General features: G+C 71.2%; 29 protein-coding genes. 19 read left to right on the forward strand and 10 right to left on the reverse strand.

Annotated elements, in window-relative coordinates; genetic code table 11:
• Positions 1-101 precede the first annotated feature (101 nt).
• The 6 genes from GFH49_RS07970 (at position 102) to GFH49_RS07995 (ending at position 6673) form a co-directional block, all read left to right on the forward strand.
• Positions 102-1187 carry a FecCD family ABC transporter permease gene (locus GFH49_RS07970; protein WP_155055081.1) on the forward strand — a complete coding sequence of 362 codons (1086 nt, stop codon included), beginning with the start codon at positions 102-104 and terminating at the stop codon, positions 1185-1187.
• 197 nt (positions 1188-1384) lie between these two features.
• On the forward strand, positions 1385-2206 hold the full coding sequence (locus GFH49_RS07975; RefSeq protein ID WP_155055082.1) for a heme ABC transporter ATP-binding protein: 822 nt from the start codon (positions 1385-1387) through the stop codon (positions 2204-2206).
• 188 nt (positions 2207-2394) lie between these two features.
• Positions 2395-3549, forward strand: coding sequence for an iron uptake system protein EfeO (gene efeO / locus GFH49_RS07980; protein WP_155055083.1), 1155 nt, complete (start codon positions 2395-2397; stop codon positions 3547-3549).
• Between the two features lie 12 nt (positions 3550-3561).
• Positions 3562-4815, forward strand: a complete 1254-nt coding sequence (gene efeB / locus GFH49_RS07985; RefSeq protein WP_155055084.1) for an iron uptake transporter deferrochelatase/peroxidase subunit — start codon at positions 3562-3564, stop codon at positions 4813-4815.
• Positions 4816-4818: 3 nt separating this feature from the next.
• Positions 4819-5718: an iron uptake transporter permease EfeU gene (gene efeU, locus GFH49_RS07990; protein WP_155055085.1), complete on the forward strand. Its 900-nt coding sequence runs from the start codon at positions 4819-4821 to the stop codon at positions 5716-5718.
• Positions 5651-6673 carry an SCO2278 family lipoprotein gene (locus GFH49_RS07995; protein ID WP_155055086.1) on the forward strand — a complete coding sequence of 341 codons (1023 nt, stop codon included), beginning with the start codon at positions 5651-5653 and terminating at the stop codon, positions 6671-6673. The genes efeU and GFH49_RS07995 overlap by 68 nt, the downstream gene beginning before the upstream one ends.
• 201 nt (positions 6674-6874) lie before the next feature.
• Here the strand turns inward: GFH49_RS07995 and GFH49_RS08000 are convergent, their stop codons facing one another.
• Together GFH49_RS08000 and GFH49_RS08005 are read right to left on the reverse strand one after the other, a co-directional pair.
• The gene (locus GFH49_RS08000; RefSeq protein ID WP_155055087.1) at positions 6875-7612 is read right to left on the reverse strand and encodes a bifunctional DNA primase/polymerase; all 738 of its coding nucleotides are present in this window, start codon (positions 7610-7612) and stop codon (positions 6875-6877) included.
• Positions 7613-7758: 146 nt separating this feature from the next.
• Positions 7759-8382: a TetR/AcrR family transcriptional regulator gene (locus GFH49_RS08005; protein WP_155055088.1), complete on the reverse strand. Its 624-nt coding sequence runs from the start codon at positions 8380-8382 to the stop codon at positions 7759-7761.
• Between the two features lie 110 nt (positions 8383-8492).
• Between GFH49_RS08005 and GFH49_RS08010 the strand changes: the two genes are divergently transcribed.
• Complete coding sequence (locus tag GFH49_RS08010) at positions 8493-8690, forward strand: DUF6243 family protein (RefSeq protein WP_155055089.1); 198 nt, start codon at positions 8493-8495, stop codon at positions 8688-8690.
• A 228-nt stretch (positions 8691-8918) separates the two neighbouring features.
• Here the strand turns inward: GFH49_RS08010 and GFH49_RS08015 are convergent, their stop codons facing one another.
• Both GFH49_RS08015 and GFH49_RS08020 read right to left on the reverse strand, forming a co-directional pair.
• Positions 8919-9770 (reverse strand): helix-turn-helix domain-containing protein, encoded by an 852-nt coding sequence (locus tag GFH49_RS08015; protein WP_155055090.1) that lies wholly within the window; start codon positions 9768-9770, stop codon positions 8919-8921.
• Positions 9771-9787: 17 nt separating this feature from the next.
• Entirely contained in the window at positions 9788-10540 is a 753-nt protein-coding gene (locus GFH49_RS08020; protein WP_155055091.1) for a DUF6879 family protein, read from the reverse strand.
• A gap of 174 nt (positions 10541-10714) precedes the next feature.
• On the opposite strand from GFH49_RS08020, the gene GFH49_RS08025 reads away from it, so the two are divergent.
• The 4 genes from GFH49_RS08025 to GFH49_RS08040 are packed head-to-tail and all read left to right on the forward strand — an operon-like array spanning position 10715 to position 11530.
• Positions 10715-10918 carry a hypothetical protein gene (locus tag GFH49_RS08025; protein WP_155055092.1) on the forward strand — a complete coding sequence of 68 codons (204 nt, stop codon included), beginning with the start codon at positions 10715-10717 and terminating at the stop codon, positions 10916-10918.
• The gene (locus GFH49_RS08030) at positions 10915-11142 is read left to right on the forward strand and encodes a hypothetical protein (protein ID WP_155055093.1); all 228 of its coding nucleotides are present in this window, start codon (positions 10915-10917) and stop codon (positions 11140-11142) included. Before GFH49_RS08025 ends, GFH49_RS08030 begins: the two co-directional genes overlap by 4 nt.
• The gene (locus tag GFH49_RS08035) at positions 11139-11324 is read left to right on the forward strand and encodes a hypothetical protein (RefSeq protein WP_155055094.1); all 186 of its coding nucleotides are present in this window, start codon (positions 11139-11141) and stop codon (positions 11322-11324) included. Before GFH49_RS08030 ends, GFH49_RS08035 begins: the two co-directional genes overlap by 4 nt.
• Entirely contained in the window at positions 11321-11530 is a 210-nt protein-coding gene (locus tag GFH49_RS08040; RefSeq protein ID WP_155055095.1) for a hypothetical protein, read from the forward strand. The genes GFH49_RS08035 and GFH49_RS08040 overlap by 4 nt, the downstream gene beginning before the upstream one ends.
• A 44-nt stretch (positions 11531-11574) precedes the next feature.
• Here GFH49_RS08040 and GFH49_RS08045 read toward each other — a convergent pair whose 3' ends face one another.
• From GFH49_RS08045 to GFH49_RS08055, 3 genes are read right to left on the reverse strand one after another with little or no spacing between them, the layout of a single operon-like run.
• On the reverse strand, positions 11575-12570 hold the full coding sequence (locus tag GFH49_RS08045; RefSeq protein ID WP_155055096.1) for a small ribosomal subunit Rsm22 family protein: 996 nt from the start codon (positions 12568-12570) through the stop codon (positions 11575-11577).
• A 49-nt stretch (positions 12571-12619) separates the two neighbouring features.
• Entirely contained in the window at positions 12620-13891 is a 1272-nt protein-coding gene (locus GFH49_RS08050; protein WP_155055097.1) for a serine hydrolase domain-containing protein, read from the reverse strand.
• A complete protein-coding gene (locus tag GFH49_RS08055; protein ID WP_155055098.1) occupies positions 13843-15198 on the reverse strand; it encodes a Bcr/CflA family efflux MFS transporter in 1356 nt (451 codons plus the stop codon). Before GFH49_RS08055 ends, GFH49_RS08050 begins: the two co-directional genes overlap by 49 nt.
• An 85-nt stretch (positions 15199-15283) precedes the next feature.
• Between GFH49_RS08055 and GFH49_RS08060 the strand changes: the two genes are divergently transcribed.
• Positions 15284-16315, forward strand: coding sequence for a Gfo/Idh/MocA family protein (locus GFH49_RS08060; protein ID WP_155055099.1), 1032 nt, complete (start codon positions 15284-15286; stop codon positions 16313-16315).
• 389 nt (positions 16316-16704) lie between these two features.
• On the opposite strand, the gene GFH49_RS08065 is transcribed toward GFH49_RS08060, so the two are convergent.
• Positions 16705-17031: a nuclear transport factor 2-like protein gene (locus GFH49_RS08065; RefSeq protein WP_155055100.1), complete on the reverse strand. Its 327-nt coding sequence runs from the start codon at positions 17029-17031 to the stop codon at positions 16705-16707.
• 129 nt (positions 17032-17160) lie between these two features.
• Here GFH49_RS08065 and GFH49_RS08070 point away from each other — a divergent pair, with 129 nt between their 5' ends.
• From GFH49_RS08070 to GFH49_RS08090, 5 genes are all read left to right on the forward strand, one after another.
• On the forward strand, positions 17161-17547 hold the full coding sequence (locus GFH49_RS08070; RefSeq protein ID WP_155055101.1) for a MazG-like family protein: 387 nt from the start codon (positions 17161-17163) through the stop codon (positions 17545-17547).
• 144 nt (positions 17548-17691) lie between these two features.
• The gene (locus tag GFH49_RS08075; protein ID WP_155055102.1) at positions 17692-18255 is read left to right on the forward strand and encodes a dihydrofolate reductase family protein; all 564 of its coding nucleotides are present in this window, start codon (positions 17692-17694) and stop codon (positions 18253-18255) included.
• A 138-nt stretch (positions 18256-18393) separates the two neighbouring features.
• Positions 18394-19371: a MarR family winged helix-turn-helix transcriptional regulator gene (locus GFH49_RS08080; RefSeq protein ID WP_155055103.1), complete on the forward strand. Its 978-nt coding sequence runs from the start codon at positions 18394-18396 to the stop codon at positions 19369-19371.
• Positions 19372-19472: 101 nt separating this feature from the next.
• On the forward strand, positions 19473-20543 hold the full coding sequence (locus tag GFH49_RS08085; protein WP_155055104.1) for a cupin domain-containing protein: 1071 nt from the start codon (positions 19473-19475) through the stop codon (positions 20541-20543).
• A gap of 194 nt (positions 20544-20737) precedes the next feature.
• On the forward strand, positions 20738-21667 hold the full coding sequence (locus GFH49_RS08090) for a fumarylacetoacetate hydrolase family protein (protein ID WP_155055105.1): 930 nt from the start codon (positions 20738-20740) through the stop codon (positions 21665-21667).
• Between the two features lie 39 nt (positions 21668-21706).
• Here the strand turns inward: GFH49_RS08090 and GFH49_RS08095 are convergent, their stop codons facing one another.
• Positions 21707-22453 carry an NADPH-dependent F420 reductase gene (locus tag GFH49_RS08095; protein ID WP_155055106.1) on the reverse strand — a complete coding sequence of 249 codons (747 nt, stop codon included), beginning with the start codon at positions 22451-22453 and terminating at the stop codon, positions 21707-21709.
• Between GFH49_RS08095 and GFH49_RS08100 the strand changes: the two genes are divergently transcribed.
• Positions 22452-22838 (forward strand): hypothetical protein, encoded by a 387-nt coding sequence (locus GFH49_RS08100; RefSeq protein WP_196217893.1) that lies wholly within the window; start codon positions 22452-22454, stop codon positions 22836-22838. The genes GFH49_RS08095 and GFH49_RS08100 overlap by 2 nt on opposite strands.
• A 240-nt stretch (positions 22839-23078) precedes the next feature.
• Positions 23079-23201, forward strand: a complete 123-nt coding sequence (locus GFH49_RS40930) for a hypothetical protein (protein WP_268867474.1) — start codon at positions 23079-23081, stop codon at positions 23199-23201.
• Between the two features lie 25 nt (positions 23202-23226).
• Here the strand turns inward: GFH49_RS40930 and GFH49_RS08110 are convergent.
• Positions 23227-23755, reverse strand: a 529-nt coding sequence (locus tag GFH49_RS08110; RefSeq protein WP_230396205.1) for a flavin reductase family protein, incomplete at its 5' end; no start/stop codon positions are given.

Genomic DNA, 23755 nt, shown 5'->3' on the forward strand with positions numbered 1-23755 from the left:
ACCAGTGGAAATGAGAGTGGGCCTTACCTCATCGGCGGCGAGGTCCCGCACGGCGCCCTGAAGTCGGTCGTGGAGCAGCTGTACGAGAAGGAGAATGCGGCATGACCGTACTGGAGAAGACGGAGCAGGAGGCGGCGGCCGAAGTGCCGCCCCGCAGACGGCGCACCACCGGCTGGCTGCTGACCGTCGGCATGGCCGTCGGCCTCCTCGTCCTCGTCCCGGTCGCGGCGGGCATCGGCGCGTACCCGATCCCGGTGGCGGACGTCCTCGCCTCCGTGCAGCACAAAGTCGGGCTCGGGGGCCACGAGTTGGACCGGGTCGCCGAATCGGTGCTGTGGAACGTCCGCTTCCCGCGGATCGTGCTCGCGCTGCTCGTCGGCGCCTCGCTGGGCTGTGCGGGCGCGCTGATGCAGGGCGTGTTCGGCAACCCGCTGGCCGAACCGGGCACGATCGGCGTCTCCGTGGGCGCGGCGGTCGGCGCGGTGGCCTCGATCTCGCTCGGCCTGTCCTTCTTCGGCAACTGGACCCTCCCGGCCATGGCCTTCGCCGCCGGTCTCGGCACCGTACTGCTGGTGTACGGGATGTCGCGGTCGGGCGGCCGTACGGAGGTCGTGACGCTGATCCTCACGGGTATCGCGGTGAACGCGTTCTGCGGGGCGCTGGTCGGACTGTTCATCTTCCTCGCCGACACCGCGGCGGTGAATCAGATCACCTTCTGGCAGCTGGGTTCCCTCTCCCAGGCGACCTGGGAGAGGGTGCTCGCGGTGCTGCCGTGTGCGGCGATCGGTCTGCTGCTGGCGCCGCTGTACTCGCGCCGCCTGGACCTGCTCGCGCTCGGCGACCGGCCCGCGCGGCATCTGGGCGTCGACGTGGAGCGGCTGCGGATCGTACTGATCCTCGTCGTCGCGCTGCTGACGGCGGCGGCGGTGAGCGTCGCCGGAGTCATCGGCTTCGTCGGTCTGGTCGTACCGCATCTGCTGCGGATGGCGGCGGGACCCGGCCACCGCTTCCTGGTGCCGGGCAGTGCGTTGGGGGGTGCGGTGGTGCTGCTGGGGGCGGATCTCGCCGCGCGGACCATGGCGGCGCCGGCGGAGTTGCCGCTGGGGGTCCTGACGGCGCTTCTTGGGAGTCCGTTCTTCTTCTGGCTGCTGCGGAGGACCCGGCGGAAGCAAGGGGGTTGGGCCTGACGAGGGGTCGTATGCCGGCTGCGGCGGTGTGGGGGGGGGGGGGGGCTGGTCGCTCCCCCGCTCTCGGCTTCGCTTGAGCGGGGGGACCCCCATCGCGGCGGCAGCCGCAGATTCAACACAGCCCCGCGCCCCTGGGTGGGCGACCCGCCCCCGTCCGCAATCTCAGCCTTGTTCTCCAACCCCCAAGGACCCCGCCCATGAGACTCCTCCGCCCCCGTCCCACCCCTCCCTCCCCCGCCGAGCCCGGAGACGTTCTCGCCGCGGCCGAAGCGCTCCACGTGCGTCTCGGTTCGCGTGTCGTGCTCCACGGAGTGTCCGTCGCCGCCCGCGCGGGGGAAGTGCTTGCGCTCGTCGGTCCCAACGGTGCCGGTAAGTCCACCCTGTTGGGCGCCCTGGCCGGTGATCTTCCGGTCGCGGAGGGGGGCGTACGGATTCACGGCCGTCCGGCGTCGGAGTGGTCCGCGCCCGAACTGGCGCTGCGTCGGGCCGTGTTGCCGCAGTCGGCGGAGTTGTCGTTCCCGTTCACGGTGGAGGAGGTGGTCCGGATGGGGCGTGCGCCCTGGGCCGCCATCGGAGCCGAGGAGGATGACGCGGCCGTGGCCGAGGCGATGGCCCGGGCCGAGGTGACCGCGTTCGCCGGCCGGCCGTTCTCCGCGCTCAGCGGTGGCGAGCGGGCGCGGGTCGCACTCGCGCGGGTGCTCGCCCAGCGCGCGTCGCTGCTGCTGCTCGACGAGCCGACCGCCGCCCTTGACCTCAAGCACCAGGAACTGGTGCTGCGCCTGTGCCGGGAGCGGGCGCGGGCCGGGGACGCGGTGGTGGTCGTGCTGCACGATCTGGGGCTCGCGGCGGCCTACGCGCACCGGGTCGCGATTCTGCGCGCCGGGAAGGTGGCGGCGGACGGCCCGCCCGACGAGGTGTTCTCGGACCGGCTGCTCTCGGAGGTGTACGACCAGGAGGTCGAGGTGCTGCCGCATCCCCGCACGGGCGCGGTCCTGGTGACCCCGAAGCGCGACTCTTGACCCTTCCTTGACCGTCCCGTGGGGTCCGATTTGAGCCACCGTGATCGCCTCGTGCTCATACACCGTCCATGAGAGCTGAATCACGGTACGGCCGGGTATTACGCAGGTAAGGCTCGGATAAGTTAGGTGAGCCTAGCCATTCTGTGTGAACCCTGTAAGCGATTTCTCGCCACCCTCATGGAGCCTGTATGCGCGCCGCCAGACTCTCCGTCGTCACCGCCGCCACCGCCGTCGCGGCCCTGACCGCCGTCACCGGCTGCACCGAGAAGGGCGGTTCGGGCAGCGGCGACAACGTGATCAACGTGACCGCGACGGACGACAAGTGCGAGGTGTCGAAGAACGAGGTCCCGGCCGGGCACGTCGAGCTCGCCATCGAGAACAAGGGCTCCAAGGTCAACGAGGTCTACATCCTCTTCCCGGACGACCGGGTGGTGACCGAGCGCGAGAACATAGGCCCCGGCACCAAGCAGCGGGTCACCGCCGAAGTGAAGGCGGGCGACTACCAGATCGCCTGCAAGCCCGGCATGAAGGGCGACGGCATCCGCCAGGACATCAAGGTCACCGGTGGCACCGCCGCCAAGCGCGACCCGCGCCTCGACAAGGCCGTCGCCGAGTACCGCAAGTACGTGCAGGCGCAGGCCGACGAGACGGTGCCGCTCGCCGAGACCTTCGCCAAGGCCGTGAAGGACGGCGACATGGAGGCCGCGAAGGCGGCGTACGCGCCCTCCCGTATCGGCTGGGAGCGCACCGAGCCGGTCGCCGAGTCCTTCGGCGACATCGACCCCAAGGTCGACCTGCGCGAGGACGGTCTGGAGGAGGGCCAGGACCTGGAGACGGACTGGACCGGCTGGCACCGTCTGGAGCGCTCGCTCTGGAAGGACGACAAGCTCACCGCCCGCGACTCCGAACTCGCCGACCAGCTCATCACCGACCTGAAGGACTGGCAGAACCGGGTCGGCAAGGCCGAGATCACCCCGACCTCCATGGCCAACGGCGCCAAGGAACTCCTCGACGAGGTCGCCACCGGCAAGGTCACCGGCGAGGAGGAGCGCTACTCCCACACCGACCTGGTCGACTTCAAGGCCAATGTCGAGGGTGCGGAGAAGTCGTACGAGCTGCTGAAGTCCGTCGCCGAGGAGAACGACCCGGCGCTGGTGACGGAGCTGGACAAGCAGTTCGCCGCGCTCAACACGCTGCTCGACCAGTACCGGCCGGACCAGACGTCGTACGACTTCACCTCGTACGACAAGGTCGGCGAGGCCGACCGCAAGGAGCTGTCGGACGCCGTGAACGCGCTCGCCGAGCCCCTCTCCAAGCTGGCCGCCGCAGTCGTCGTGAAGTAGGGGGGCGCCCTCATGACCGAAACTTCGGGATCATCGGGCTCCCCGTCCCGGCGTGCGCTGATCGGCTGGGGCGGTGCCGGGCTCGCGCTCGGTGCCGCCGCGGCCGGCAGTGCGGCGGCGCTGGCCGGCACCGGCAGCGATGTCGACCCGGCCGGTGCCGCGTCGGGCGCGGCGGTCGCCTTTCACGGCACGCACCAGGCGGGCATCGCCACGCCGGTGCAGGACCGGCTGCACTTCGCCGCGTTCGACGTGAAGACCGACGACCGCGCCGAGTTCGTACAGATGCTGAAGGACTGGACGCTGGCCGCGCGGCGGATGACCGCCGGACAGACCGTCGGCGAGGGCGCTTACGGCGGTCTCGCCGAGGCGCCACCGGACGACACCGGTGAGGCGCTGGGCCTCAAGCCGTCACGGCTGACGCTGACGATCGGCTTCGGGCCGTCGCTGTTCGAGAAGTTCGGGCTGGCGGACGCCCGCCCCGAGGCCCTCGTCGACCTGCCGAGGTTCTCCGGCGACAACCTCGACGGCAACCGCAGCGGCGGCGACCTGTGCATCCAGGCCTGCGCGGACGATCCGCAGGTGGCCGTGCACGCCATCCGCAACCTGGCCCGCATCGGCTTCGGCAAGGTCGTCATCCGCTGGTCGCAGCTCGGCTTCGGCAAGACCTCGTCCACGACTCCGGAGGAGCAGACGCCGCGCAACCTCATGGGCTTCAAGGACGGCACCCGCAACATCGCGGGGACGGAGACGGACCGGCTGAAGAAGTTCGTGTGGGTGGACCGGAAGGACGGTCCCGAGTGGATGGCCGGCGGTTCGTATCTCGTCGCCCGGCGCATCCGCATGCACATCGAGACCTGGGACCGGACCTCGCTGCAGGAGCAGGAGGACATCATCGGCCGCGACAAGGGCGAGGGGGCCCCGGTCGGCAAGGCCAAGGAACGGGACGAACCGTTCCTGAAGGCGATGCTGCCCACCGCGCACGTCCGGCTCGCGCACCCCGACTCCAACCACGGGGCGACGATCCTGCGCCGCGGCTACTCCTTCACCGACGGCACGGACGGGCTCGGCCGCCTGGACGCGGGCCTGTTCTTCCTCGCCTACCAGCGGGACGTCCGCGAGGGCTTCATCCCCATCCAGCGCAGCCTGGCGACCGACACGCTCAACGAGTACATCCAGCACGTGGGTTCGGCGGTCTTCGCGATCCCGCCCGGCGTCCGCGACAAGGACGACTGGTGGGGCCGGGCGCTGTTCTCCGAGGAGGCGTAGCCCGTGTTCTCCAACTACCTGATCGGACTGCGCGAGGGCCTGGAGGCCAGCCTCGTCGTCTGCATCCTCATCGCCTACCTGGTGAAGACCGACCGCAGGGACGCGCTGAAGCCGATCTGGCTCGGCATCGGTGTCGCGGTGGCGATCGCGCTGGGCTTCGGCTCCGCGCTCGAATTCGGCTCCCAGGAGCTGACGTTCGAGGCGCAGGAGGCGCTCGGCGGCTCCCTGTCGATCCTCGCGGTGTGCCTGGTGACGTGGATGGTGTTCTGGATGCGGCGCACCGCCCGGCACCTGAAGGCCGAACTGCACGGCAAGCTCGACGCGGCCCTCCAGATGGGCACGGGCGCGCTGGTCGCGACGGCCTTCCTCGCGGTGGGCCGGGAGGGTCTGGAGACGGCCCTGTTCGTGTGGGCGTCGGTGCGCGCGGCCGGTGACGGAACGCCGCGCCCGCTGGTCGGCGTGGCCCTGGGTATCGCCACCGCGATCGTGCTCGGCTGGCTGTTCTACCGGGGCGCGCTGCGGATCAACCTCGCCAGGTTCTTCACCTGGACCGGCGCCATGCTGGTCGTGGTGGCGGCGGGCGTCCTGGCGTACGGCTTCCACGACCTCCAGGAGGCCGACTGGCTGCCGGGCCTGACCGACAAGGCCTTCGACATCAGCGGCACGATCCCGCCGGACAGCTGGTACGGCACTCTCCTCAAGGGCATCTTCAACTTCCAGCCGGACCCGACCGTCCTCCAGGTCACGGTGTGGCTGCTGTACTTGGTCCCGACGCTCGCGCTGTTCTTCGCCCCGGTAGGGTTCGCCTCCGGGAAGGGGAAGGTGAAGCCAGCCGATGAGCAGGGAACGCGGCCTTCGAAAGCAGCGCAGTCTTCGCAGTCTTCGCAGTCTTCGCAGGATTGACCGGAGCGCACTGGTAGCAGCCTCGCTGACCGCTTTGTCGCTGACCGCGAGCGGTTGCGTGGTGGTGCACGGGGAGCGTGAGGTGCTTCCCGCGGCGACGCAGGCCGAAGCCGCCAAGGCGCTCCAGCAGTTCACGACCGCGTACAACGCGGCCGACAAGGCGTACGACAGCTCCCTGGACGCCGGCCATGTGACCGGCGCCCTCAGTGACATCGACGCGGCGCGGCTGAAGGCCGGGCAGGCGGGCAGCCCCGAGGGCAACCCCAACTACTCGCCGCTGGAGCTGACGGACGTGACGTACACGATCGTCGAGAAGGCGGGCTGGCCACGCTGGTTCATCGCCGACGCGGCGGGCAACAAGGGCGGCAGCTCGCGCTGGCTGCTCGTGTTCACCCGCGGCGGGCTCGATGAGCCGTGGGAGGTGGCGTATCTGACGCTGGTCGCCCCCGGCGACGTACCGGAGTTCAAGAAGAACGAGGACGGGCACGCCGAGGCCGTGCCGGTGGACTCCACCGAACTGGCCGCCGCGCCCGGGGAGTTGGCCGAGCAGTACACCACCTACCTCAAGGACGGCGGGGATTCGGTCTTCGCGGCGGGTTCGCACACCAGCGGGTGGCGTACGGAGCGGCAGGAGGAGGCCCAGAAGCCGGGTCTGGCCACCCAGTACATCGACGAGCCGCTGACGGAGGGCGACTACGCGCCGCTGGCGGTGCGCACGAAGGACGGCGGGGCGCTGGTTTTCTTCACCACCCGCCACTACGAGAAGGAGACGGCAGCGGCGGGTACGTCGGTGCCGACGCCCGGCGATGACGTGCTGGCGCTGACGACCGGTGAGATCAAGCAGTCACTGACGATGGAGTTCGTCTCCAACGAGGTGGCGCTGGACCCGAAGGGGCCAGGCCAGGTGTCGATACTCGGCCGGATCCAGGGTCTTACGTCGGCGAAGGGCGAGTAGGCGCGCAGGTCGTCCGAGTGTCGCGGTCCGAGTGTCGCGCGGGTCCGAATGGCGCGCGGGTCCGAGTGTCGCGGTCCGAGTGTCGCGGTCCGAGTGGCGCGCGGGTCCGAGTGTCGCGCGGGTCCGAGTGTCGCGGTCCGAGTGTCGCGGTCCGAGTGGCGCGCGGGTCCGAAGGTCGCGCGGGTCCGAAGGTCGCGCGGGTCAGTGACGCAGGGGCCAGGCCCCGGTCACCTGGTCGGGTTCCTCGCCGGCGTAGCGGGCGCAGGCGTCGGTGAGGACTTCCAGCAGGCTCAGCGGATCGGGGAGCGGGTGCTCGGGGCCGCGCAGCCAGTGCACGGTCTGGCCGTCGTCGCCGGGGAGTTGGGCGGGCGGCACCAGGACGTACGAGCCCCGGCAGTGCCAGCGCAGGCCGGGGTGCTCGTCCATCGTCTCGGGGTGGCAGTCCAGCTCGCACGGCCACCACTCGTCCTCGTCGACGGGGGTGCCGCGGGTGAGGGTGAAGAACAGCAGGCGGCCGTCGTCGCTCTCGGCGACCGGGCCGACCTCGATACCGGCGGCCAGGAGCCGCTCCAGGGCTTCCAGACCCGCCTCCCGGGGGACGTCGAGGACGTCGTGCACCATGCCGGTCGCGGTGATGAAGTTGGCCTGCGGCTGGTGCCGGGCCCAGCGTTCGATCTGCGCGCGGTCGGTGGTCGACTGCGTCTGCCAGGCGAAGGAGACCGGGTGCCGGGCCGGGGTGGGACAGCCGATGCGGTCGCAGGAACAGCGGTAGCCGGCGGCGGGGTGGGCGGCGGGCGCGAGCGGCAGGCCCGCCCCGGCGGCGGCGAGCAGCAGGGCCTCACGGCCGTCGTCGCCGGCCGTCTCCTTCGGGCGGCGTCCGCGCAGCCACTGGGAGAGTCTGCCCTGCCGGCCGGAAAGACCGCCGAACTCCGCGCTCATCTATCGCCTCGCCTCGCTGTGGTAGCGGACAGCATGCCTTATGGTCCCACCATCCTGCGCCCTGGGGGGCCGGAGCTGACATCCGGGGTAGGTGGGACGAGCCGTGTGCGGCTCCCGAATCAGCCCATCAGCTGTTTTGAGGGGATTTACCGGGGCGCGATGCCGTGCAGGGCGTAGTCGACGAGGGTGTCCGTGTACTCGTACGAGATCGGGCCCGTGTACTGGAGCCAGCGCTGGGCGAGCGGCGAGACCCAGAGTTCGAGGGCGATGCGCGGGTCGACGTCCGGGCGGACCTGCCCGGCTTCCTGCGCGGCCCGCACGCGGTCCGCGTACAGGTCGAGCGACGGGGCGAGGAGCTTGGCCACGAAGATCCGGCCCAGCTTCTCGTTGACCACGCCTTCGGCGGCCAGGGCGCGGGACGGGGCCTCGAACCGGGGGTCCTGCAACTCGTCGACGGTGAGCCGCAGCACGGCCTTGAGGTCGGCGGCGAGGTCGCCCGTGTCCGGAATGGCGTACGTCCCCGCCGAGCCCGCCTCCCGCGCCGCCTGTTCGCTCAGATCGAGGAAGGCCTCCAGCAGGACGTCCGCCTTCGACGGCCACCACCGGTAGATCGTCTGCTTGCCGACGCCCGCGCGGGCGGCGATGCCCTCGATGGTGGTCCTGGGGTAACCGACCTCCGCGACGAGTCCGAGCGCGGCGTCGTAGATGGCGCGACGGGACTTCTCGCTGCGGCGGGTGGAGTCGGGGGCGGGGGCGGGGTTCTTGGCCATGGGGCGAATTTACCAGGTTGACAAGACGGTGCGTCTCGCCGGACAGTGGTGAGCATCGATGGCGAGACGATACGTCTCGTGCAATACGTCCATCAGGAGAGGAGTCCGCCATGACGCGAGGCGGAGCCGGAAGCATGCTCGGAGTCGGCGGCACACGGAGGAACCTCGGGCGCGACGCACTGCGCGGCGGCGCACGGGGCGGCCGTACCGGAGGGGCGGTCGACCCTCAGGCCCAGAAGCGGGAGCTGCTGCGCAGGCTCCAGGAGAAACACGAGGAGGGAGGACGCACGGCAGACACCTCGTCGTGAACGCGCATGCCCCCGCCCGGGGGAGATCGTCCCCCCTGTCCGCGGGACCCTCCCCGGTGTCGGGCCGCCGCACTGAAGCGGCCGCCGACGCCGGGGAGGAATCACGATGCGCACGTGGACGAGACGACGTCTGTGCACCTCGACGGCCTCGGCAGCGGGGCAGCGGGCCTGGCCGTCGCAGTCACCGTGCCCTCACGGTGCTCGCCGGCTCGGTCGGCAGACCCAGCGTCAGAGGACGCTGAGGGACCGGCGCGCGTGACTGATCAGGTTCTGGGCATCGGCCCCGAACACGGCCGACTCGCGCAGCGTGCGCCAGGTGCGCAGATACAGCGCGATCGAGTCGGCGTCGTCGATCCACAGCTCGGCATGCCAGACCTCGACCATGACGAGGCGCTCGTCGTGGATCCAGAAGCCGCCGGTCGGAGGAATCTTCAGCGAGGCCGTGAACGGGATGACCCCCAGCCGGACCGTGTCGAGGCCGACCAGACCGGCGAGACGATCGAGCTGTGCGGCGAGCACTGAGGGCGGACAGATCAGCGACCGCAGCGCGGTCTCGCCGATCAGGATCTCGAAGCGCTTGCGGGCGTCGTAGAGGAGCTCCTGCCGCCGCAGCCGGGCACGTACGGCCTCCTCGGTGTCGCGGGGCGATCGCTGGAGCTCGGCGTAGCGATTGAAGATGTGCCGTGCGTAGTCGGCCGTCTGGAGGATGCCCGGCACGGTGACGCTCTCGAAGCCGTGGACGACGGCTGAGCGCTCGTACTCGGCGGCGATCGTCTGCTGCACCGGCTGATGCCCGGCGGCAAGCTGGCGCCGCCAGGAGCGAATGTGGGACTCGAACCCCCGCAGGCGGGCCAGGAGTTCGCTGTATGCCTCCGGCTGGCCGGTCGCCTCCGCCCAGGCCCTCAAGTCGTCCGGCGTCGCGGTCTGCTTGCCGTTCTCCAGCTTGCTGATCTTCGGCTGCGGCCAGCCGAGAAGCTGAGCGAGGCGGGTACCGGTGAGACGTCCGCCCGGCGCGGACATGCGCAGCTCGCGCAGGCGCACTCCGAGCGCCTCGCGCGCTTGCTGATAATCGGTCGTCACCGGTACCCGCTGCCGGCCTACTTGGTTGCCGACGTGGCCGCCGCGAGCTGCTGGAAGGGGACGGCGTGATGCCAGGCGGCGTCACGGAGCATGGCGTAGCGGATCACTTCGGCCGGTTCGGTGATCAGCTCAACGTCGGTCAGCTCGTCAGCCTCGGTGAAGTTGAGCCGGGCGACCAGGCGTGAGTCGAAGATCCAGAAGTCTTCGTTGCCCAGACGCAGGCGCTCGGCGTCCGCGCGGCACAGGGTGCGGATGTCTTCGCCGAACTCGGTGTTCCGTTCGGCGTTGACCATGAGGTAGCACTGACCCGTGGTCGGCGGGTGGTCGACCAGCCGGACACGGGCGACCGTCTTCCCGGCAGCCGTCTGGCTCCTGATGGTGCGGCAGTACCAGGTACTCATGTCCCAGTCGACACGACCCTCGGCGAGGAACTGCGCATAGGTCTCGGTCGACTCGTCGGACGCGTACCGGCGGCGGGTCTCCAGCCGCCAGGCGGTGTGCTCGAAGAGCTCGAACAGCCGGTTGAAGGCGGCGAGATCGATGATGCGAGCCTGGCGGCTCCGGTCCTTCGGTGCCCAGTCCGTGATCAGCTCACGCGGCACCACGACCGCGACCTCGCCGGGGCCGAGGTGCTGAAGCTGGGCGACGTCCTCGGGGTCGGTCAGCGGCGGCCCGTGCACGATCACCTGACCGGTGTCGACGTCCTCGTGAATCGACGGGCAGCCGGTGTCACCGCTGCCGGTGCCGTTGAAGCGGATGTTGCGCGTCATGTGCCCCTCCCTCGTCGGGTTGTCTCCGTAGGTTGATCATTGCGGCGGGGCGTCCGGCCTCGCTATAGCCCCCCTGACGTTGCGTGAGAATCCTCGGGCATAAGTCGTAGCTACCCGAGAATAACGGCGAATATCCGCTAGCAGGTCCAACTACGACTGCCCAACGCTGAGTTCATGACCACTGCACAGAAGTCGGGCGCGACCGAAGCCGTTGAGGCGGTCGAGGTGCTGCGTGGAGCGCTGACGGCGGCGGGGATCGTCCTGCCGTCCCTGGGAGCCGACACGGCCTCCCCTGCCCTGAATCTGATCAGCCTGGGCCGCGTGCGCGCCGACGTCGCGCTCCGGCTCGCCGATGTCCTCCGGCGAGGGTGCGCATGAGCACGTACGCCCCCGCCATCGGTGATCTCGCGTGGGACAACGCCACGCGAAGGGTCGGCAGGGTCGTCGACCACGTGGGCGGCTGCTGGCGGCTCCGGCCGCCCGGCGGTGGTCGCGAGTGGGACGCGCACGGCCCGCTGCGCCACGCGACGGTGACGGTCACGGAGGCACTGTCGTTCGGCGTGGCGCCGGCCAACGCGCGGAGCCGGGGTCAGTGCCCGTGAGCGCGCCGACCGAGGAGGTGACGCTGTCGGCCGAGTGCACGCTCGCCCGGCAGCCGGACTACCTGGACCTGCACGCCGACTGCCGCCAGACCGAGGACGTGCCGATGCCGCACGCGCGCGGCATCCTCCTCGTGCACCGCTGCCGCTGCACGTGCCACCGCCGGGGAGGTGATCCCGCGTGACCACGCCGCTGCATGTCTGCCGTGCCTGCGATGGCCTGATCACCGACCCGGACGACGCGGTCGCCGTCGCCCATGATCTGGGCAACAGCGGACCGGGGTGGACCATCTGGGCCCACCGTGACCACGCCGACGACATCGAGCTGATCGACCCGGTCCTGCTACGGATCATGCTCCGCATCTGGGCCGCGCATCGCCCCGCGATGTAGTCGCCGGAACAGCGCGAAGCCCTGCCACCTCCCCCTGGCCGGGCTTAGTCCCCCGCCTCGGGCGGCCACGCGTCGCCCCAGTGCGCGTCCCGGGCCGCCTTGTACAGGTCGCCGTGGCGCTTGGTGACCGTGGTCCGGTGCAGGGCGGGGTCGGTCTCGCAGAGGTCGAGGAGGACCTGGCCCTTGCGGATCTGCGGTTTGCGTACGACGCGGGAGGGGGCCGGGGTGAGCGGGCGGCGGGTGGCGGCGACGTAGGCGAACTTCTCGTCCTCGTAGGCGAGGGAGCCGCCCTTGACCTGGCGGTGCAGGGAGGAACGGCTGACCCGGGCCGAGAAGTGGCACCAGTCCGTGCCGGGGACGATGGGGCAGGCGGCGCTGTGCGGGCAGGGGGCGGCGATGTGGAAGCCGGCGGTGATGAGGCGGTCGCGGGCCTCGATGACGCGGGTGTAGCCGTCGGGGGTGCCCGGTTCGACGATCACGACGGCCTGGGCGGCGGTGGCGGCGGCGTCGAGGAGGGCGGCGCGGTCGGGGGCGCTGAGTTCGTTGAGGACGTAGGAGACCGTGACGAGATCGGTGCTCTCCATGGTGAGCGCCGCTCCGATTCGAGAGCGGTGCCAACGGGCCGCCCGCAGGGCCGGGTTGGCGGCGGCGATCTCCCGGCCGAGCGTGAGCGCGGGTTCGGCCCAGTCCAGCACGGTGACGCCGCGCTCGCCGGGCCAGGTCGCGGTGACGGCCCAGGTCGCGGCGCCGGTTCCGCCGCCGACGTCGAGGTGGCTGCCGGGTGTCCACTCCGGTACGGCCCGCGCGAACGCCTCCAGCGCGGAGTGGGTCGCCTCGAAGGTCGCGGGCATGCGGTACGCGGCGTAGGCCGCCACGTCGGCGCGATCACGGAGGATGGGGGCGTCGGTGGGGGTGGCGCCGCGGTAGTTCGAGATCAGCCGGTCCACGGCCTGCGCGGCCTGGCGGGGCGGGAGGCCGTCGAGGAGGGTGGCGAGGGTAGCGCGGAGAGTCTCGGCGACGGGGGGAGCGGGGTCGTTCACCCGCCGATTCTACGAGCGCGTCCGGCGCTGGTCCGTACGTCACCCCGTCTCACCCCCGCCGCCCCTGCCCGTCCCGCCCGCGTCCCGTCCTCCAGGGGGCCCCGCCCCCTGGACCCCCGCTCCTCAAACGCCGGAGGGGCTGATTCTCACGGCCCCGCACCGCACGCGCCAGCCTCGTCCCCGCCCTCGCTCTCGGCCCGTTGTCCGGTGTCCGCCTCCGCGGATGCACCGTGTTCGCCAGGAGTACCAGGAACGTGTCCGTCGCCGGGTCGAGGACCAGGGACGTGCCGGTGAAGCCCGTGTGCCCGGCCGCCCCCTCCCCCGCCAGTTCCCCCATGAACCACGGCTGGTTCACCGCGAAGCCCAGTCCGGGCGGGGTCAGCAGCAGTTCCACGAAGTCGGGGCCGAGGATGCGGGCGGGACCGTAGGAGCCGCCCGCCAGCAGCGCACGGCAGAAGACGGCCAGGTCCCGCCCGGTCGAGAACAGGCCGGCGTGCCCGGCCACCCCGCCGAGCGCCCACGCGTTCTCGTCGTGGACGACGCCCCGCAGCATCCCCCGGTCCGCCTTGGCCCACGGCCGCCGCTGGTCCTCCGTGGCGGCGGCGTCGGGGCAGGGGCCGTAGCCCGTCGCCGTCATCCCCAGCGGACGCGTGATGCCGTCGTGGATCAGGACGTCGAGCGTGCGGCCCGTGATGCGTTCGAGCACCTGCTGCAGCAGCAGCGGATTCAGGTCGGAGTAGCAGTACGTGCCGGGCACGCCGACCGGCACCTCCGCCCGCAGCAGCGCCAGCCGTTCGGCGGGGTCGGCGCAGTCGTACAGCGGGAGTTCGGGGCGTAGTCCCGAGGTGTGGGTGAGCAGTTGGCGGACCGTGATGCCGTGTGCGGCCGCCGCCCGGAAGCCGGGCAGGTAGGCGCCCACGCGCGCGTCGATGCCGAGCGTCCCCCGCTCGATCTGCTGCACCGCGGCGACGGCCGTGAACAGCTTGGTCAGGGAGGCGATGTCGAAGGGGGTGCCGATCGTCATCGGGACCCGTTCGGCGGGCGGCAGTTCCACGCCGGTGTCGCTCCCGGCGTCGTAGGCCTCGTACCGTACGGCCCAGCCCGCCGCCTCCTCCACGGCGATGACCGGCCCGCGCCCGGCGACCACGACGGCGCCTGCCGCCCAGGGGCGTTCGCCGGTGGTGAGGTCGCTCACCTCGCGGACGAGATGGCGGAGTTCCCCGGGGTCGAGTCCGGCCCGTTCCGGTGTGCCGCTGCGCAGTCTCGGCGCGCTCAGTTCCCTGCTCCCTCCGAATCCGCACGTCTGTTCCAAGGACGGCACATTCCCATGAAACAGGCCATTGCCACCAGTGCCGCCGCCAGTTGGGCGACGGCCATGGGGACGGCGGTGTCCTCTCCGGCGATGCCGACCAGCGGGGAGGCGATCGCGCCGATGAGGTAGGAGGACGTGCCGAGCAGGGCGGACGCGGCGCCGGCGGCGTGCCGGGTGCGCAGGAGGGCGAGGGCCTGGGTGTTGGGCAGGGTGACGCCCATCGCGGACATCAGCACGAACAGCGCGACGGCCACCGGCGCCAGCCCCACCTCGCCGAACACGTCCAGCGACATCAGCAGCAGCGCGGTGGCGGCGGCGATGACGCCGGCGAGTCCGATGCCCAGCACCTTGTCGAGGTCGACCCGCCCGACCAGCACCTTGCCGTTGATCTGGCCGACGACGACCAGTCCGACCGAGTTGATCCCGAACAGCAGGCTGAAGGTCTGCGGCGAGGCCCCGTAGATCTCCTGAATCACGAAGGGCGAGGCGGATATGTAGGAGAAGAGGGAGGCGAAGGCGAAGCCGCCCGCGATCATGTACCCGGAGAAGGCGCGGTCGGCGAGCAGCCGCCGCATCGAGCGCAGGGCCTCGCCCACCCCGCCGTCGTGCCGTTCGCCGGCCGGCAGCGTCTCCGGCAGCTTCGCCCGGACGACCGCGGCCAGCGCCACCCCCAGGACCGTGAGCACGACGAACACGCCCCGCCAGTCGGTCACCTGCAGGATCTGCCCGCCGATCAGCGGCGCCACGACCGGCGCGACCCCCGAGATCAGCATGAGGGTGGAGAGGAAGCGGGCCATGGCCATGCCGTCGTACAGATCGCGTACGACCGCCCGCGCGATCACGATCCCGGCCGCGCCCGCGAGCCCCTGCGCCAGCCGGAAGGCGACCAGCGCCTCGACGGTGGGCGCCAGCGCGCACAGGGCGGTGGCGACGACGTAGACCGCGAGGCCGATGAGCAGCGGGCGCCGCCGTCCCCACTTGTCGCTCATCGGGCCGACGACCAGCTGCCCGAGCGCCATGCCGGCCAGGCAGGCGGTGAGCGTGAGCTGGACGGTCGCGGCGGGCGCGTGCAGGGAATCGGTGACCTCCGGGAGGGCCGGCAGGTACATGTCCATGGTGAGCGGAGGCGTGGCGGTCAGGCCGCCGAGGATGAGGGTGACGAGCACGCCGGTGCGGCGCACGGCGCGGGCGGCCGGTTCCGGTTTCGATTCCGGTTCGGGTTTCGATTCCGGTTCCGTTTGCTGTTCCGGTACGGCCGCCTGCGTCTCGTTCGATGCTTCCGATATGGGTGCTTTGGATGCCCTGTACTCGGGCATGCGCCCTCCCTCTTTCCGCGATACGGCCCCTATGCTCTCAGTTCGAACACAGTGGCTGGGCTCACATGAACGAGGGCGGGACGGCATGACGGCGGAGAACGTGCGGTGGGGGATCCTGGCGACCGGCGGGATCGCGGCCGCGTTCACGGCGGATCTGGTCGATCTGCCGGACGCGGAGGTGGTGGCGGTGGCCTCGCGCTCCTCGGACTCGGCGAAGGCATTCGCGGAACGGTTCGGGATTCCCCGGGCGTACGGCGACTGGGGCTCCCTCGCGGCCGACGCGGACATCGATGTCGTGTACGTCGCCACCCCGCACTCGGCGCACCGGGCCGCCGCCGGCCTGTGCCTGGAGGCCGGGCGGAGCGTGCTGTGCGAGAAGCCGTTCACGCTGAACGTGCGCGAGGCCGAGGAGCTGATCGCGCTGGCGCGGGCGCGCGGGAGCTTCCTGATGGAGGCCATGTGGATGTACTGCAATCCCGTGATCCGGCGCCTGAAGGCCCTCGTCGAGGACGGCGCGATCGGCGAAGTGCGCACCGTGCAGGCCGACTTCGGGATAGCCGGCCCCTTCCCGCCGTCGCACCGGCTGCGTGACCCCGCGCAGGGCGGCGGCGCGCTGCTCGACCTCGGGGTGTACCCGGTGTCGTTCGCGCAGCTGCTGCTCGGGGAGCCGTCGGACGTCGCGGCGCGAGCGGTGCTCTCGGACGAGGGCGTCGATCTCCAGACGGGAGCACTGCTCTCGTGGGAGAGCGGCGCTCTCGCTTCGGTGCACTGCTCTGTCGTGGGCGGTACGTCCGTCTCCGCGTCGGTCACCGGCTCGCAGGGCCGCATCGACATCCCGTACGGCTTCTTCCACGCCGACCGCTTTCTGCTGCACCGGGACGGCCGTGAACCCGAGGTGTTCGCCCACGACGAGGCCGCCGGCCCGCACAACAGCTTCAAGTACGAGGCCCGCGAGGTGATGCGCGCCCTGCGGGCCGGCGAGACCGAGTCCCCGCTCGTCCCGCTCGACGGCACCCTCGCCGTGATGCGGACGCTCGACGCGATACGTGACCGCATCGGCGTGAGCTACCCCGGCGAGGCCGGCCGGGAAGCCGTACCGGCCGCCACACCGGCCTGAGGCCTGAGGCTGAGAGCCTGAGAGCGCGAGGCCACGTGGACGCTCCGGCGCCTTGCGATCGCGCGCACCCGGCGCCGCTCCTTCTTCCGGCTCGATCGCACCCGGTGCCGCCCCTCTTCCGGCTCGATCGCACCCTGGCGCCCAGGCTTCACAACTTGCACAACCGGAATGTGACAGTCCGCTGCAATGCGGCCGATGGCGGACTTATGCTCGACTCTCCTCCACCAGAGCTTCACAGTTGGAGTGCTCGACTCCCGTCGGCCACAACGAGGGGGAGACGGCAACCGTTCCACGGCACCGGGTGGGGGGCCTCGCGTGGGACCGCGAGGTACGCACCGGGCCGTGGAGCGGCTGCCGCATGGAGCGGGTGAGCGGGTTCCGGTGTCCCCTCACGCCTGGCCGGTCTCGAAGCGCCGGATCTTGCCGCTGTCGTCGACGTCGAACCGCCACCGGGTACGCATCTCGCCCCAGGTGTCGTTGCTGTAGCGGGCGACCAGGGCACGGCCGCCGTCGGACTCGCGGTCGACCTCCATGTGGCCGTGGGAGTCGAAGATCTCCCGGTTGATCCACTCGTCGAGGTCACGGTCCGAACCGTCGTCCGCCATCGTCGCGTCCGGGGCGAGAAGCGCGAGGAAGGCGTCGCGGTCGTGCGCGTTGACGGCGGTGACGAAGTCCCGGACTGCCGGTTCGCTGAGGTTCTTGGGCTGGATCGTCATGACTGCCAGACAAACACCGCTCCCGGAACCGCGCCACCCGAACAGCCGTCCGTGCGGGCCGGGTGGGTGTCCCCGGTGCGGCGGTGGAAACAGGCGCTGCTCGCGGAGCGGCCGTGCCAGGCTGCCCGTATGACTGACCAGTTCGCTGCCACCGAGGCCTCCGCCGGCCCGTCCGGCCCCGCCGACCGCTCTGACCCCGCCGGCCTCTGGACCGGCATCGACGCCCTGTGGAGCTGGCTGGACGAGAACCGGGTACATGGCGGCCAGGAGGGGCTGCTGCTGCAGATGCTGAAACTGTCGGAGGAGGTCGGCGAGGTCGCCCAGGCGGTGATCGGCGCGACCGGTCAGAATCCCCGCAAGGGCACGACCCACACATGGGAGGACGTCGAGTCGGAACTGTGCGATGTGGTCATCACGGCACTGGTCGCGCTGCGCACGCTCACTCCGGACACGCATGAGGTGTTCACCCGGCATCTGGCGAGGGTCAAGCGGCGTTCGCTGGGCGGCACCTCGTGAGCGCTCCGTGAGGCTCCGTGAGCGCTTGCCGAACGCTTCGTGAGCGACCGATCGGCTGATCGGCCGCGGCACGCTCGACCCGGCGATGAGTTCTGCGGCGTCCGGCGGTCGTAATGTCGAACCCGTCACCGAGGAGGGCTTTTGATGCGCAACGTGACCTATTCGATGGGCGTCTCACTTGACGGCTACATCGTCGGGCCGGACGGCCGCTTCGACTGGACGGTGCCCGACGACGAGGTCTTTCGCTTCTGGATCGACGACATCCGACAGGTCGGCGTCCACCTGCTGGGACGACGGCTGTACGAGACGATGCTGTACTGGGAGACCGCCGACCAGGATCCGTCGCTCGACGACGCCCAGTTGGAGTGGACCGCGCTCTGGAAGCCGCTTCCGAAGGTGGTGTTCTCCACCACGCTGTCGGCCGTGCAGGGCAATGCCCGCCTGGCCTCCGGCAGCCTCGCGGAGGAGATCGAGCGGTTGCGGGCCGAGCCGGGTGAGGGCGAGATCGCGATCGGCGGCGCGACGCTCGCCGCCGAGGCGGCCGCGTCGGGTCTGATCGACGAGTACCGGACCATGGTCCACCCGGTGCTGGTCGGCGGTGGCATTCCGTTCTTTCCCCGGCACGAGCGCCGGGTGGATCTCGAACTCGTCGAGACCCGCACCTTCAGCTCAAGGGTCGTGTATCTCCGCTACCGCGTGGCGCGCTAGGGCGCGTTGCGCAGACGAGCGGGGCGCAGGGGTTGACGTGGTCTCAACTTGTCGACCAAAGTATTAACGACACGAACTATTGCTCCGCGGCAGGATACGGTCGTCTCCCGACGACGGCTCGCAGGAAGGAGGGGCGCCATGCCCCGCAGGGCTGCGACGAGGCCGGCCACCCCGCTCGCCCGGCGGCCGTCCCGCCACCCTGCCGCGGACGAGACTGCCGCGGGCGGCGAGAGCCACCCGCCGGACGAAGCGGTCTTCGCCGTGGGAGGTCTGCTGCGCACGGTCCAGCAGGTTCACGACCGGCTGTGGCAGGAGTTGGTGCCCGGCGGGTACACCTCACCGCAGTTCGCCGTACTGCACCGGCTGCGGATGCGTCCGGACATCGACCAGCGCACCCTCGGCGAAGGGCTGAGCCTGGACAAGGCCACCGTCGCCGACCTCGTGGCCCGGATGGACCAGGCGGGGCTGATCGGCCGCGAGCGCGCCGCCGGCGACGCCGGCCGCTACACGCTGCGGCTCACCGGTACGGGCAGGGCCGTATTCACGGGCCTCGCCCCGTGGGTCGCCCAGGTGCAGTTGCGGCTCACCGCGGCCCTGGGTCCGCAGGACACCGGCCGGTTCCTCCGCCTGATGCAGACGGTCACCAGCGTCATCCCCGGCGCCTGGACCCCCACGACGCCCGCGCTGGTGCTGATCGGGCTGCCCGCCGACCCCGCGCACAACCCCGGCTACCTGGTCCGGGTCGCTCAGCAGCGGCACACCCGGTACTGGGCGGATGCCGTGGGAACACGCCTCACCGCCCCTCAGCAGGGCGTGCTCCACCGGCTCGCCCGTGAGCCGGGCATCGACCAGACGACGCTCGCCGAACGCGTGGCTCTGCCCAAGGCACCGGCCGGAGAGATCGTCAAACGGCTGACCGCCCGCGGTGAGGTACAGCGCACACCGGACCCGCACGACGGCCGCCGCAAGCTGCTCACCCTGACCAGCAAGGGGTTCAACGTGCTGTACGAGGTGATGCCCGCGGCCCGGGAAGTCCAGCGCCGCCTGACCCAGGACCTCACGGCGGACGAACGCGACGAGCTGCTCGCCCTGCTCGGACGGTTGAGCAAGGCATAGGGCCGGCACGGGGCGGAACGGGGCGGAACGGGGCGGAACGGCAGGCCCACCCCCCTCGGTAATTAGTAACTACACGAACCCTTCGGGAAAGGAAGTCGGAGATGGCCACACATCGTTTCCACGCGGCTGATGACGCGGCACTGAACGCCTTGTACGAGGACATCGCCGACAAGGACCTCCAGCCCCTGTGGGAACTCAGCGGTCTGCTCACCCCGACCCCGAACGTCCGGGCCGTGCCCCACCGCTGGCTCGGCAAGGAGCTGCGTGAGCTGGGCGAGCGGGCCGGAGAGCTGGTCCCGGTCGACCGGGGCGGCGACCGCCGGGTGCTGTCCTTGAGCAACCCGGGCCTCGGCGGCGCCCCCTACGCCACCGCCACGCTGTGGGGCGCCGTGCAGTACCTCGGCCCCGGTGAGACCGCGCCCGCGCACCGCCACACCCCGGCCGCACTGCGCTTCGTACTGGACGGCGAGGGAGTGTGGACCGCGGTGGACGGAGACCCGCTGCACATGTCCGCCGGGGACCTGATCCTGACCCCGAGCTGGACCTGGCACGAGCACCACAACCCCGGTGACCTGCCGATGACGTGGTTCGACGCGCTCGACCTGCCGCTCGTCGAGGCGCTGGACGCGGTGTTCTTCGAGCCGGGCGACGGGCGTGCGGCTCCCTCGGCGAACGCCGGACTCTCCGCCTCCGAGCGCCGGTTCGGCGGCGGACCCGGTCTGCTGCCCGGCGGCACGTCGGCACCCGCCCCCGCGCACTCCCCGCTGCTGCGCTACCGCTGGGCGGACACCGACCGTGCCCTCACCGGCCGGCTCGGCGAGCCGGGCTCCGAGGCCGCACGGACCGGGCACGCGCACGTGCGGTTCGCCGACCCCACCAGCGGGCGGGACGTGATGCCCACCATGCGGTGCGAGATGCACCGCTATCTGCCCGGGCACACGGCTCCTGCCGAGCGCCGCACCGGCTCGGCGCTGATCGCGGTCTTCCGCGGCGCGGGCGCCGTCGAACTGGACGGCGTCGTGGAGTCCCTGGCTCCCGGTGACCTGATCGCCGTCCCGTCGTGGACGTCCGTACGTATCCGCGCGGACGAGCCGCTGCAGCTGTTCTCGGTCAGCGACGCCCCCGTCCTGGAGGCCCTGGGCCTGTACCGGACAGAGGCCGGCGCCGGCTGAGTGCTGCCGCTCTCCCCGACGACCTGGCCCAGACCTCGACGCACGGCCCCGGCTTCCACCCCGGCCCCGACTTCCGCCCCGGCTTCCGCCCCGGCCCCGGCTTCGGCCCTTGTCCTTGCCCCTGCCCCTGCCCCTGCCCCTGCCCCTGCCCCTGCCCCTGCCCCTGCCACAGTGCCCCCGTTTAGGAGTTCCCCATGCGCATCGCCCGTTTCAACGACGACCGAATCGGCGTGATCGTCGACGGCCGTGTCCTCGACGTCACCGACCAGATCGCCGCTCAGCTCGCCGCGCCGCCGTATCAGGCCTCTCACAGCCTCCCCAGCCTCCCCCGCCTGCTGATCACCTACTTCGCCGCCGTACGGCCGATGCTGGAACAGCTGGTCGCGGAGCTGGGCCCGGACGCGGGCCTGCCGCTGGAGGACGTAAGGCTGCTGGCCCCCCTGGCCGACCCGACGAAGATCGTCGCGGCCCCGGTCAACTACCGCGACCACCAGTCCGAGATGAACGAGGCATCCCACGTGAGTTCGCTCGGTTTCTTCCTCAAGTCGCCGTCCTCGATCCTCGACCCCGGCGGCACCGTCCGCCTGCCGTACACGGACCGGCGCTTCGACCATGAGGCCGAGTTCGCGCTCATCGTCGGCCGCCGCGCCAGCCACGTCACGCCGGAGGAGGCCCTGGGGTACGTCTTCGGCTACACGGGCCTGATGGACATCACCATGCGCGGCGGCGAGGACCGCTCGACCCGCAAGTCCTTCGACACCTTCACCCCGCTGGGGCCGTGGATCGTCACCCCGGACGAACTCGGCTCGCCCGAGGACGTGGACCTGGAGCTGAGCGTCAACGGCGAGCTCCGGCAGAAGGCGAACACCCGGGACCTGATCTGGTCGGCGGCGCGCTTCCTCGCCTACGCCTCCACCGTCACCGTGCTGGAGCCCGGTGACGTGGTCACCACGGGCACCCCCGCCGGAGTCGCCCCGATCGAGGACGGCGACCGCGTCGAACTGACCGTGGAAGGCATCGGCCACCTGTACGTGGACGTGACCGCCGAGGGCTCGGTGCCCTGCCCGACCGGAGGGGCCGGCCGCGGTCCCGTGCCGCCGCCCGCCCCCGGAGACAGCAAATGACCTGCGTCGTGGATTCCCCCGGCTTCCCTTGAGGGAGCGTCAGTCCCGCTGCATGAAGGACAGGTTCTCGGCGCCCCGTACGGCCGCGTCCACCAGTTCCCGGACCCGGTCGGCGGGCACCGCGACGCCAGGCGTTTCGAACATCCAGCGGAAGGTCTCCTCCTGGCTCAGGCCCTCGGGCCGCTCACCGAGGTAGGACATGACATAGACGGGGGTGCCCGGTTCGCTGCGCCAGCTGTCGGCGAGCGTGCCGAAGTCCACCGCGTCGTGGCCGAGCGCGTCCAGCAGCTGCCCGACCTGCGCCTTGGCCGCCCCGTCGTCACCGGCGATGGGCAGGGCGCTGCGGTCGGAGGCGCCGGCGGGGCGGGCGAGGGTGAACAGCTGGCGGGCACCGATGTTGTTGAACCCCTTGACCACATGGGAGTCGACCAGATGGCGCTGCACCAGTTCGCTGGAGGTCGTCTCGCGCGCGTCCAGTGCGGCGATGCGGCCGTCGCGGTCCGGGTAGTAGTTCAGCGTGTCGATCACTGTCTTGCCCGCCAGGGCCCCCGCGGGGAGCTGGTCGTAGGCGTGCAGCGGGATGGTCGCCACCACCAGGTCGCCGGCCTGTGCGGCTTCGGCGGGCGTCGCCGCCCGGGCGCGGTCACCGAGTTCGGCGACGAGATCGGCGAGGGTCTCGGGGCCTCGCGAGTTACTCAGAACGACGTCCAGACCAGCCGCGACGGCGAGCCGGGCGACGGTGCTGCCGATCATCCCGCTGCCGATGAGTCCGAGGGTCTTGGTCATGATTCCGATTCTCCATTCGATTCCTGAAACGAGCGACATCGCCCGGGCGGCCGTGCGGGCCGGGTTGTCGCAGGTGGCCTTCGGACTGTTCCTGCGCAGCACCATCCTGCGCTGCTTCGGCACCGAGGAAGACGCCGTCCTCAGTGCGGTGGACGCACACGGCGAGCAGGTCGCCGACGCCGTACGCGCCCGTCCCGCCGGCGAGGACGACTGGACGGCGCTGCGGGGCGCGATCGACACCGCCATCCGCCACTGCCGCCAGGACCCGGGCGGGCTGGCGAGGACCCGGCTCATACGGGAGACTCCCGCGCTGCGCGCCCGGCAACTGGAGCAGCAGTTCAGATGGCGGCCCCTCCTGGCAGGTCGTGTCCCGCCTCGTGCGTAAGCGACCCTGCTCGACGCGTACCGGTAAGCCGCGCGTCGGCCGGCCGCAGGGGACGCGGCGCCCGCCCCGTGTGCGGCTGACCTGCCGTCAGCGCCAATGGCGGCTCCCAGCCACGTCGATACGGGCGATGACCTCCGCATTCCGCGTACTTGACCGGCTACACCATCGGCGGGACGCCACCGTGGGGCGGGCCCTCGCCGAGCGCACCGGGCAGCGCAGCCGGAGAGTCTGGCTCTGTCGGTGAAGTCGGCCGCCGCGCTGGACTGCCGCAACATCGCCCTCGCCCACTGGACCGCCTCCGACGGCCGCCTCGACCTGGAGGAACTCCTGGACGAGGCGTTCGCCGCCCTCTCCGCGCGCTGACCGACTGGGAGCAAGGGCGCTGCGTTCAGGTGATGTGGGAGTGGGTCCCGATGCGGTGCCACGTCCGGTTGACGTACACCAGCCCGTCACTGGAGGCCAGCGTGTCGAACGACTCCGGCTGCACACTGGATTCGAGGGCTTCGGCCACGATCACCGTCGAGCCGCCGACCTCCATCCGGTCGCGGACGCGGGCGCGGATCCACACCGGAGCCTCCGTGAAAACGGGTTCACCCGTCGCCAGCCGTTCCCAGCGGGTCGTGTCGGCGAACCTGTCGATACCGCTCGTGGCGCCCAGCCGGGCCAGGTCGAGACTGTCGGCGTTCAGCAGGTGAACGACGACCGTCTCCGCCTCCTTGAGCGTGGGCGTGCTGGAGGACAGGGCGGACAAAGAGAACAATATGAGCGGCGGCTCGGCACTGACCGATGACACCGACGTCGCGGTCAGGGCCACGGGGCCGGCGCCGGCGTCGGCCGTGATCAGCGACACGCCACCCGGGTAGAGGCGGAACGCCATCTTGAAGGCATCCGCGGGCAGTACGGGAATCGGCTCGGCC

Origin of the sequence: Streptomyces blattellae (assembly GCF_009709555.1) — a bacterium.
In the GTDB taxonomy this organism is placed as follows: Bacteria; Actinomycetota; Actinomycetes; order Streptomycetales; family Streptomycetaceae; genus Streptomyces; species Streptomyces blattellae.

Excerpts from the sequence above, each read along its gene's own strand:
- GFH49_RS08080 (WP_155055103.1), top strand. The coding sequence starts at position 18,394 with ATGCCCCGCAGGGCTGCGACGAGGCCGGCCACCCCGCTCGCCCGGCGG.
- GFH49_RS08085 (WP_155055104.1), top strand. The coding sequence starts at position 19,473 with ATGGCCACACATCGTTTCCACGCGGCTGATGACGCGGCACTGAACGCC.
- GFH49_RS08020 (WP_155055091.1), bottom strand. The coding sequence starts at position 10,540 with ATGACGCGCAACATCCGCTTCAACGGCACCGGCAGCGGTGACACCGGC.
- GFH49_RS08070 (WP_155055101.1), top strand. The coding sequence starts at position 17,161 with ATGACTGACCAGTTCGCTGCCACCGAGGCCTCCGCCGGCCCGTCCGGC.
- GFH49_RS08030 (WP_155055093.1), top strand. The coding sequence starts at position 10,915 with ATGAGCACGTACGCCCCCGCCATCGGTGATCTCGCGTGGGACAACGCC.
- GFH49_RS08100 (WP_196217893.1), top strand. The coding sequence starts at position 22,452 with ATGATTCCGATTCTCCATTCGATTCCTGAAACGAGCGACATCGCCCGG.
- GFH49_RS08005 (WP_155055088.1), bottom strand. The coding sequence starts at position 8,382 with ATGGCCAAGAACCCCGCCCCCGCCCCCGACTCCACCCGCCGCAGCGAG.
- GFH49_RS07970 (WP_155055081.1), top strand. The coding sequence starts at position 102 with ATGACCGTACTGGAGAAGACGGAGCAGGAGGCGGCGGCCGAAGTGCCG.
- GFH49_RS08090 (WP_155055105.1), top strand. The coding sequence starts at position 20,738 with ATGCGCATCGCCCGTTTCAACGACGACCGAATCGGCGTGATCGTCGAC.
- GFH49_RS08075 (WP_155055102.1), top strand. The coding sequence starts at position 17,692 with ATGCGCAACGTGACCTATTCGATGGGCGTCTCACTTGACGGCTACATC.
- GFH49_RS08095 (WP_155055106.1), bottom strand. The coding sequence starts at position 22,453 with ATGACCAAGACCCTCGGACTCATCGGCAGCGGGATGATCGGCAGCACC.
- GFH49_RS08025 (WP_155055092.1), top strand. The coding sequence starts at position 10,715 with ATGACCACTGCACAGAAGTCGGGCGCGACCGAAGCCGTTGAGGCGGTC.
- GFH49_RS07975 (WP_155055082.1), top strand. The coding sequence starts at position 1,385 with ATGAGACTCCTCCGCCCCCGTCCCACCCCTCCCTCCCCCGCCGAGCCC.
- efeO (WP_155055083.1), top strand. The coding sequence starts at position 2,395 with ATGCGCGCCGCCAGACTCTCCGTCGTCACCGCCGCCACCGCCGTCGCG.
- GFH49_RS08065 (WP_155055100.1), bottom strand. The coding sequence starts at position 17,031 with ATGACGATCCAGCCCAAGAACCTCAGCGAACCGGCAGTCCGGGACTTC.
- GFH49_RS07995 (WP_155055086.1), top strand. The coding sequence starts at position 5,651 with ATGAGCAGGGAACGCGGCCTTCGAAAGCAGCGCAGTCTTCGCAGTCTT.
- efeB (WP_155055084.1), top strand. The coding sequence starts at position 3,562 with ATGACCGAAACTTCGGGATCATCGGGCTCCCCGTCCCGGCGTGCGCTG.
- GFH49_RS08000 (WP_155055087.1), bottom strand. The coding sequence starts at position 7,612 with ATGAGCGCGGAGTTCGGCGGTCTTTCCGGCCGGCAGGGCAGACTCTCC.
- GFH49_RS08060 (WP_155055099.1), top strand. The coding sequence starts at position 15,284 with ATGACGGCGGAGAACGTGCGGTGGGGGATCCTGGCGACCGGCGGGATC.
- GFH49_RS08055 (WP_155055098.1), bottom strand. The coding sequence starts at position 15,198 with ATGCCCGAGTACAGGGCATCCAAAGCACCCATATCGGAAGCATCGAAC.
- GFH49_RS08010 (WP_155055089.1), top strand. The coding sequence starts at position 8,493 with ATGACGCGAGGCGGAGCCGGAAGCATGCTCGGAGTCGGCGGCACACGG.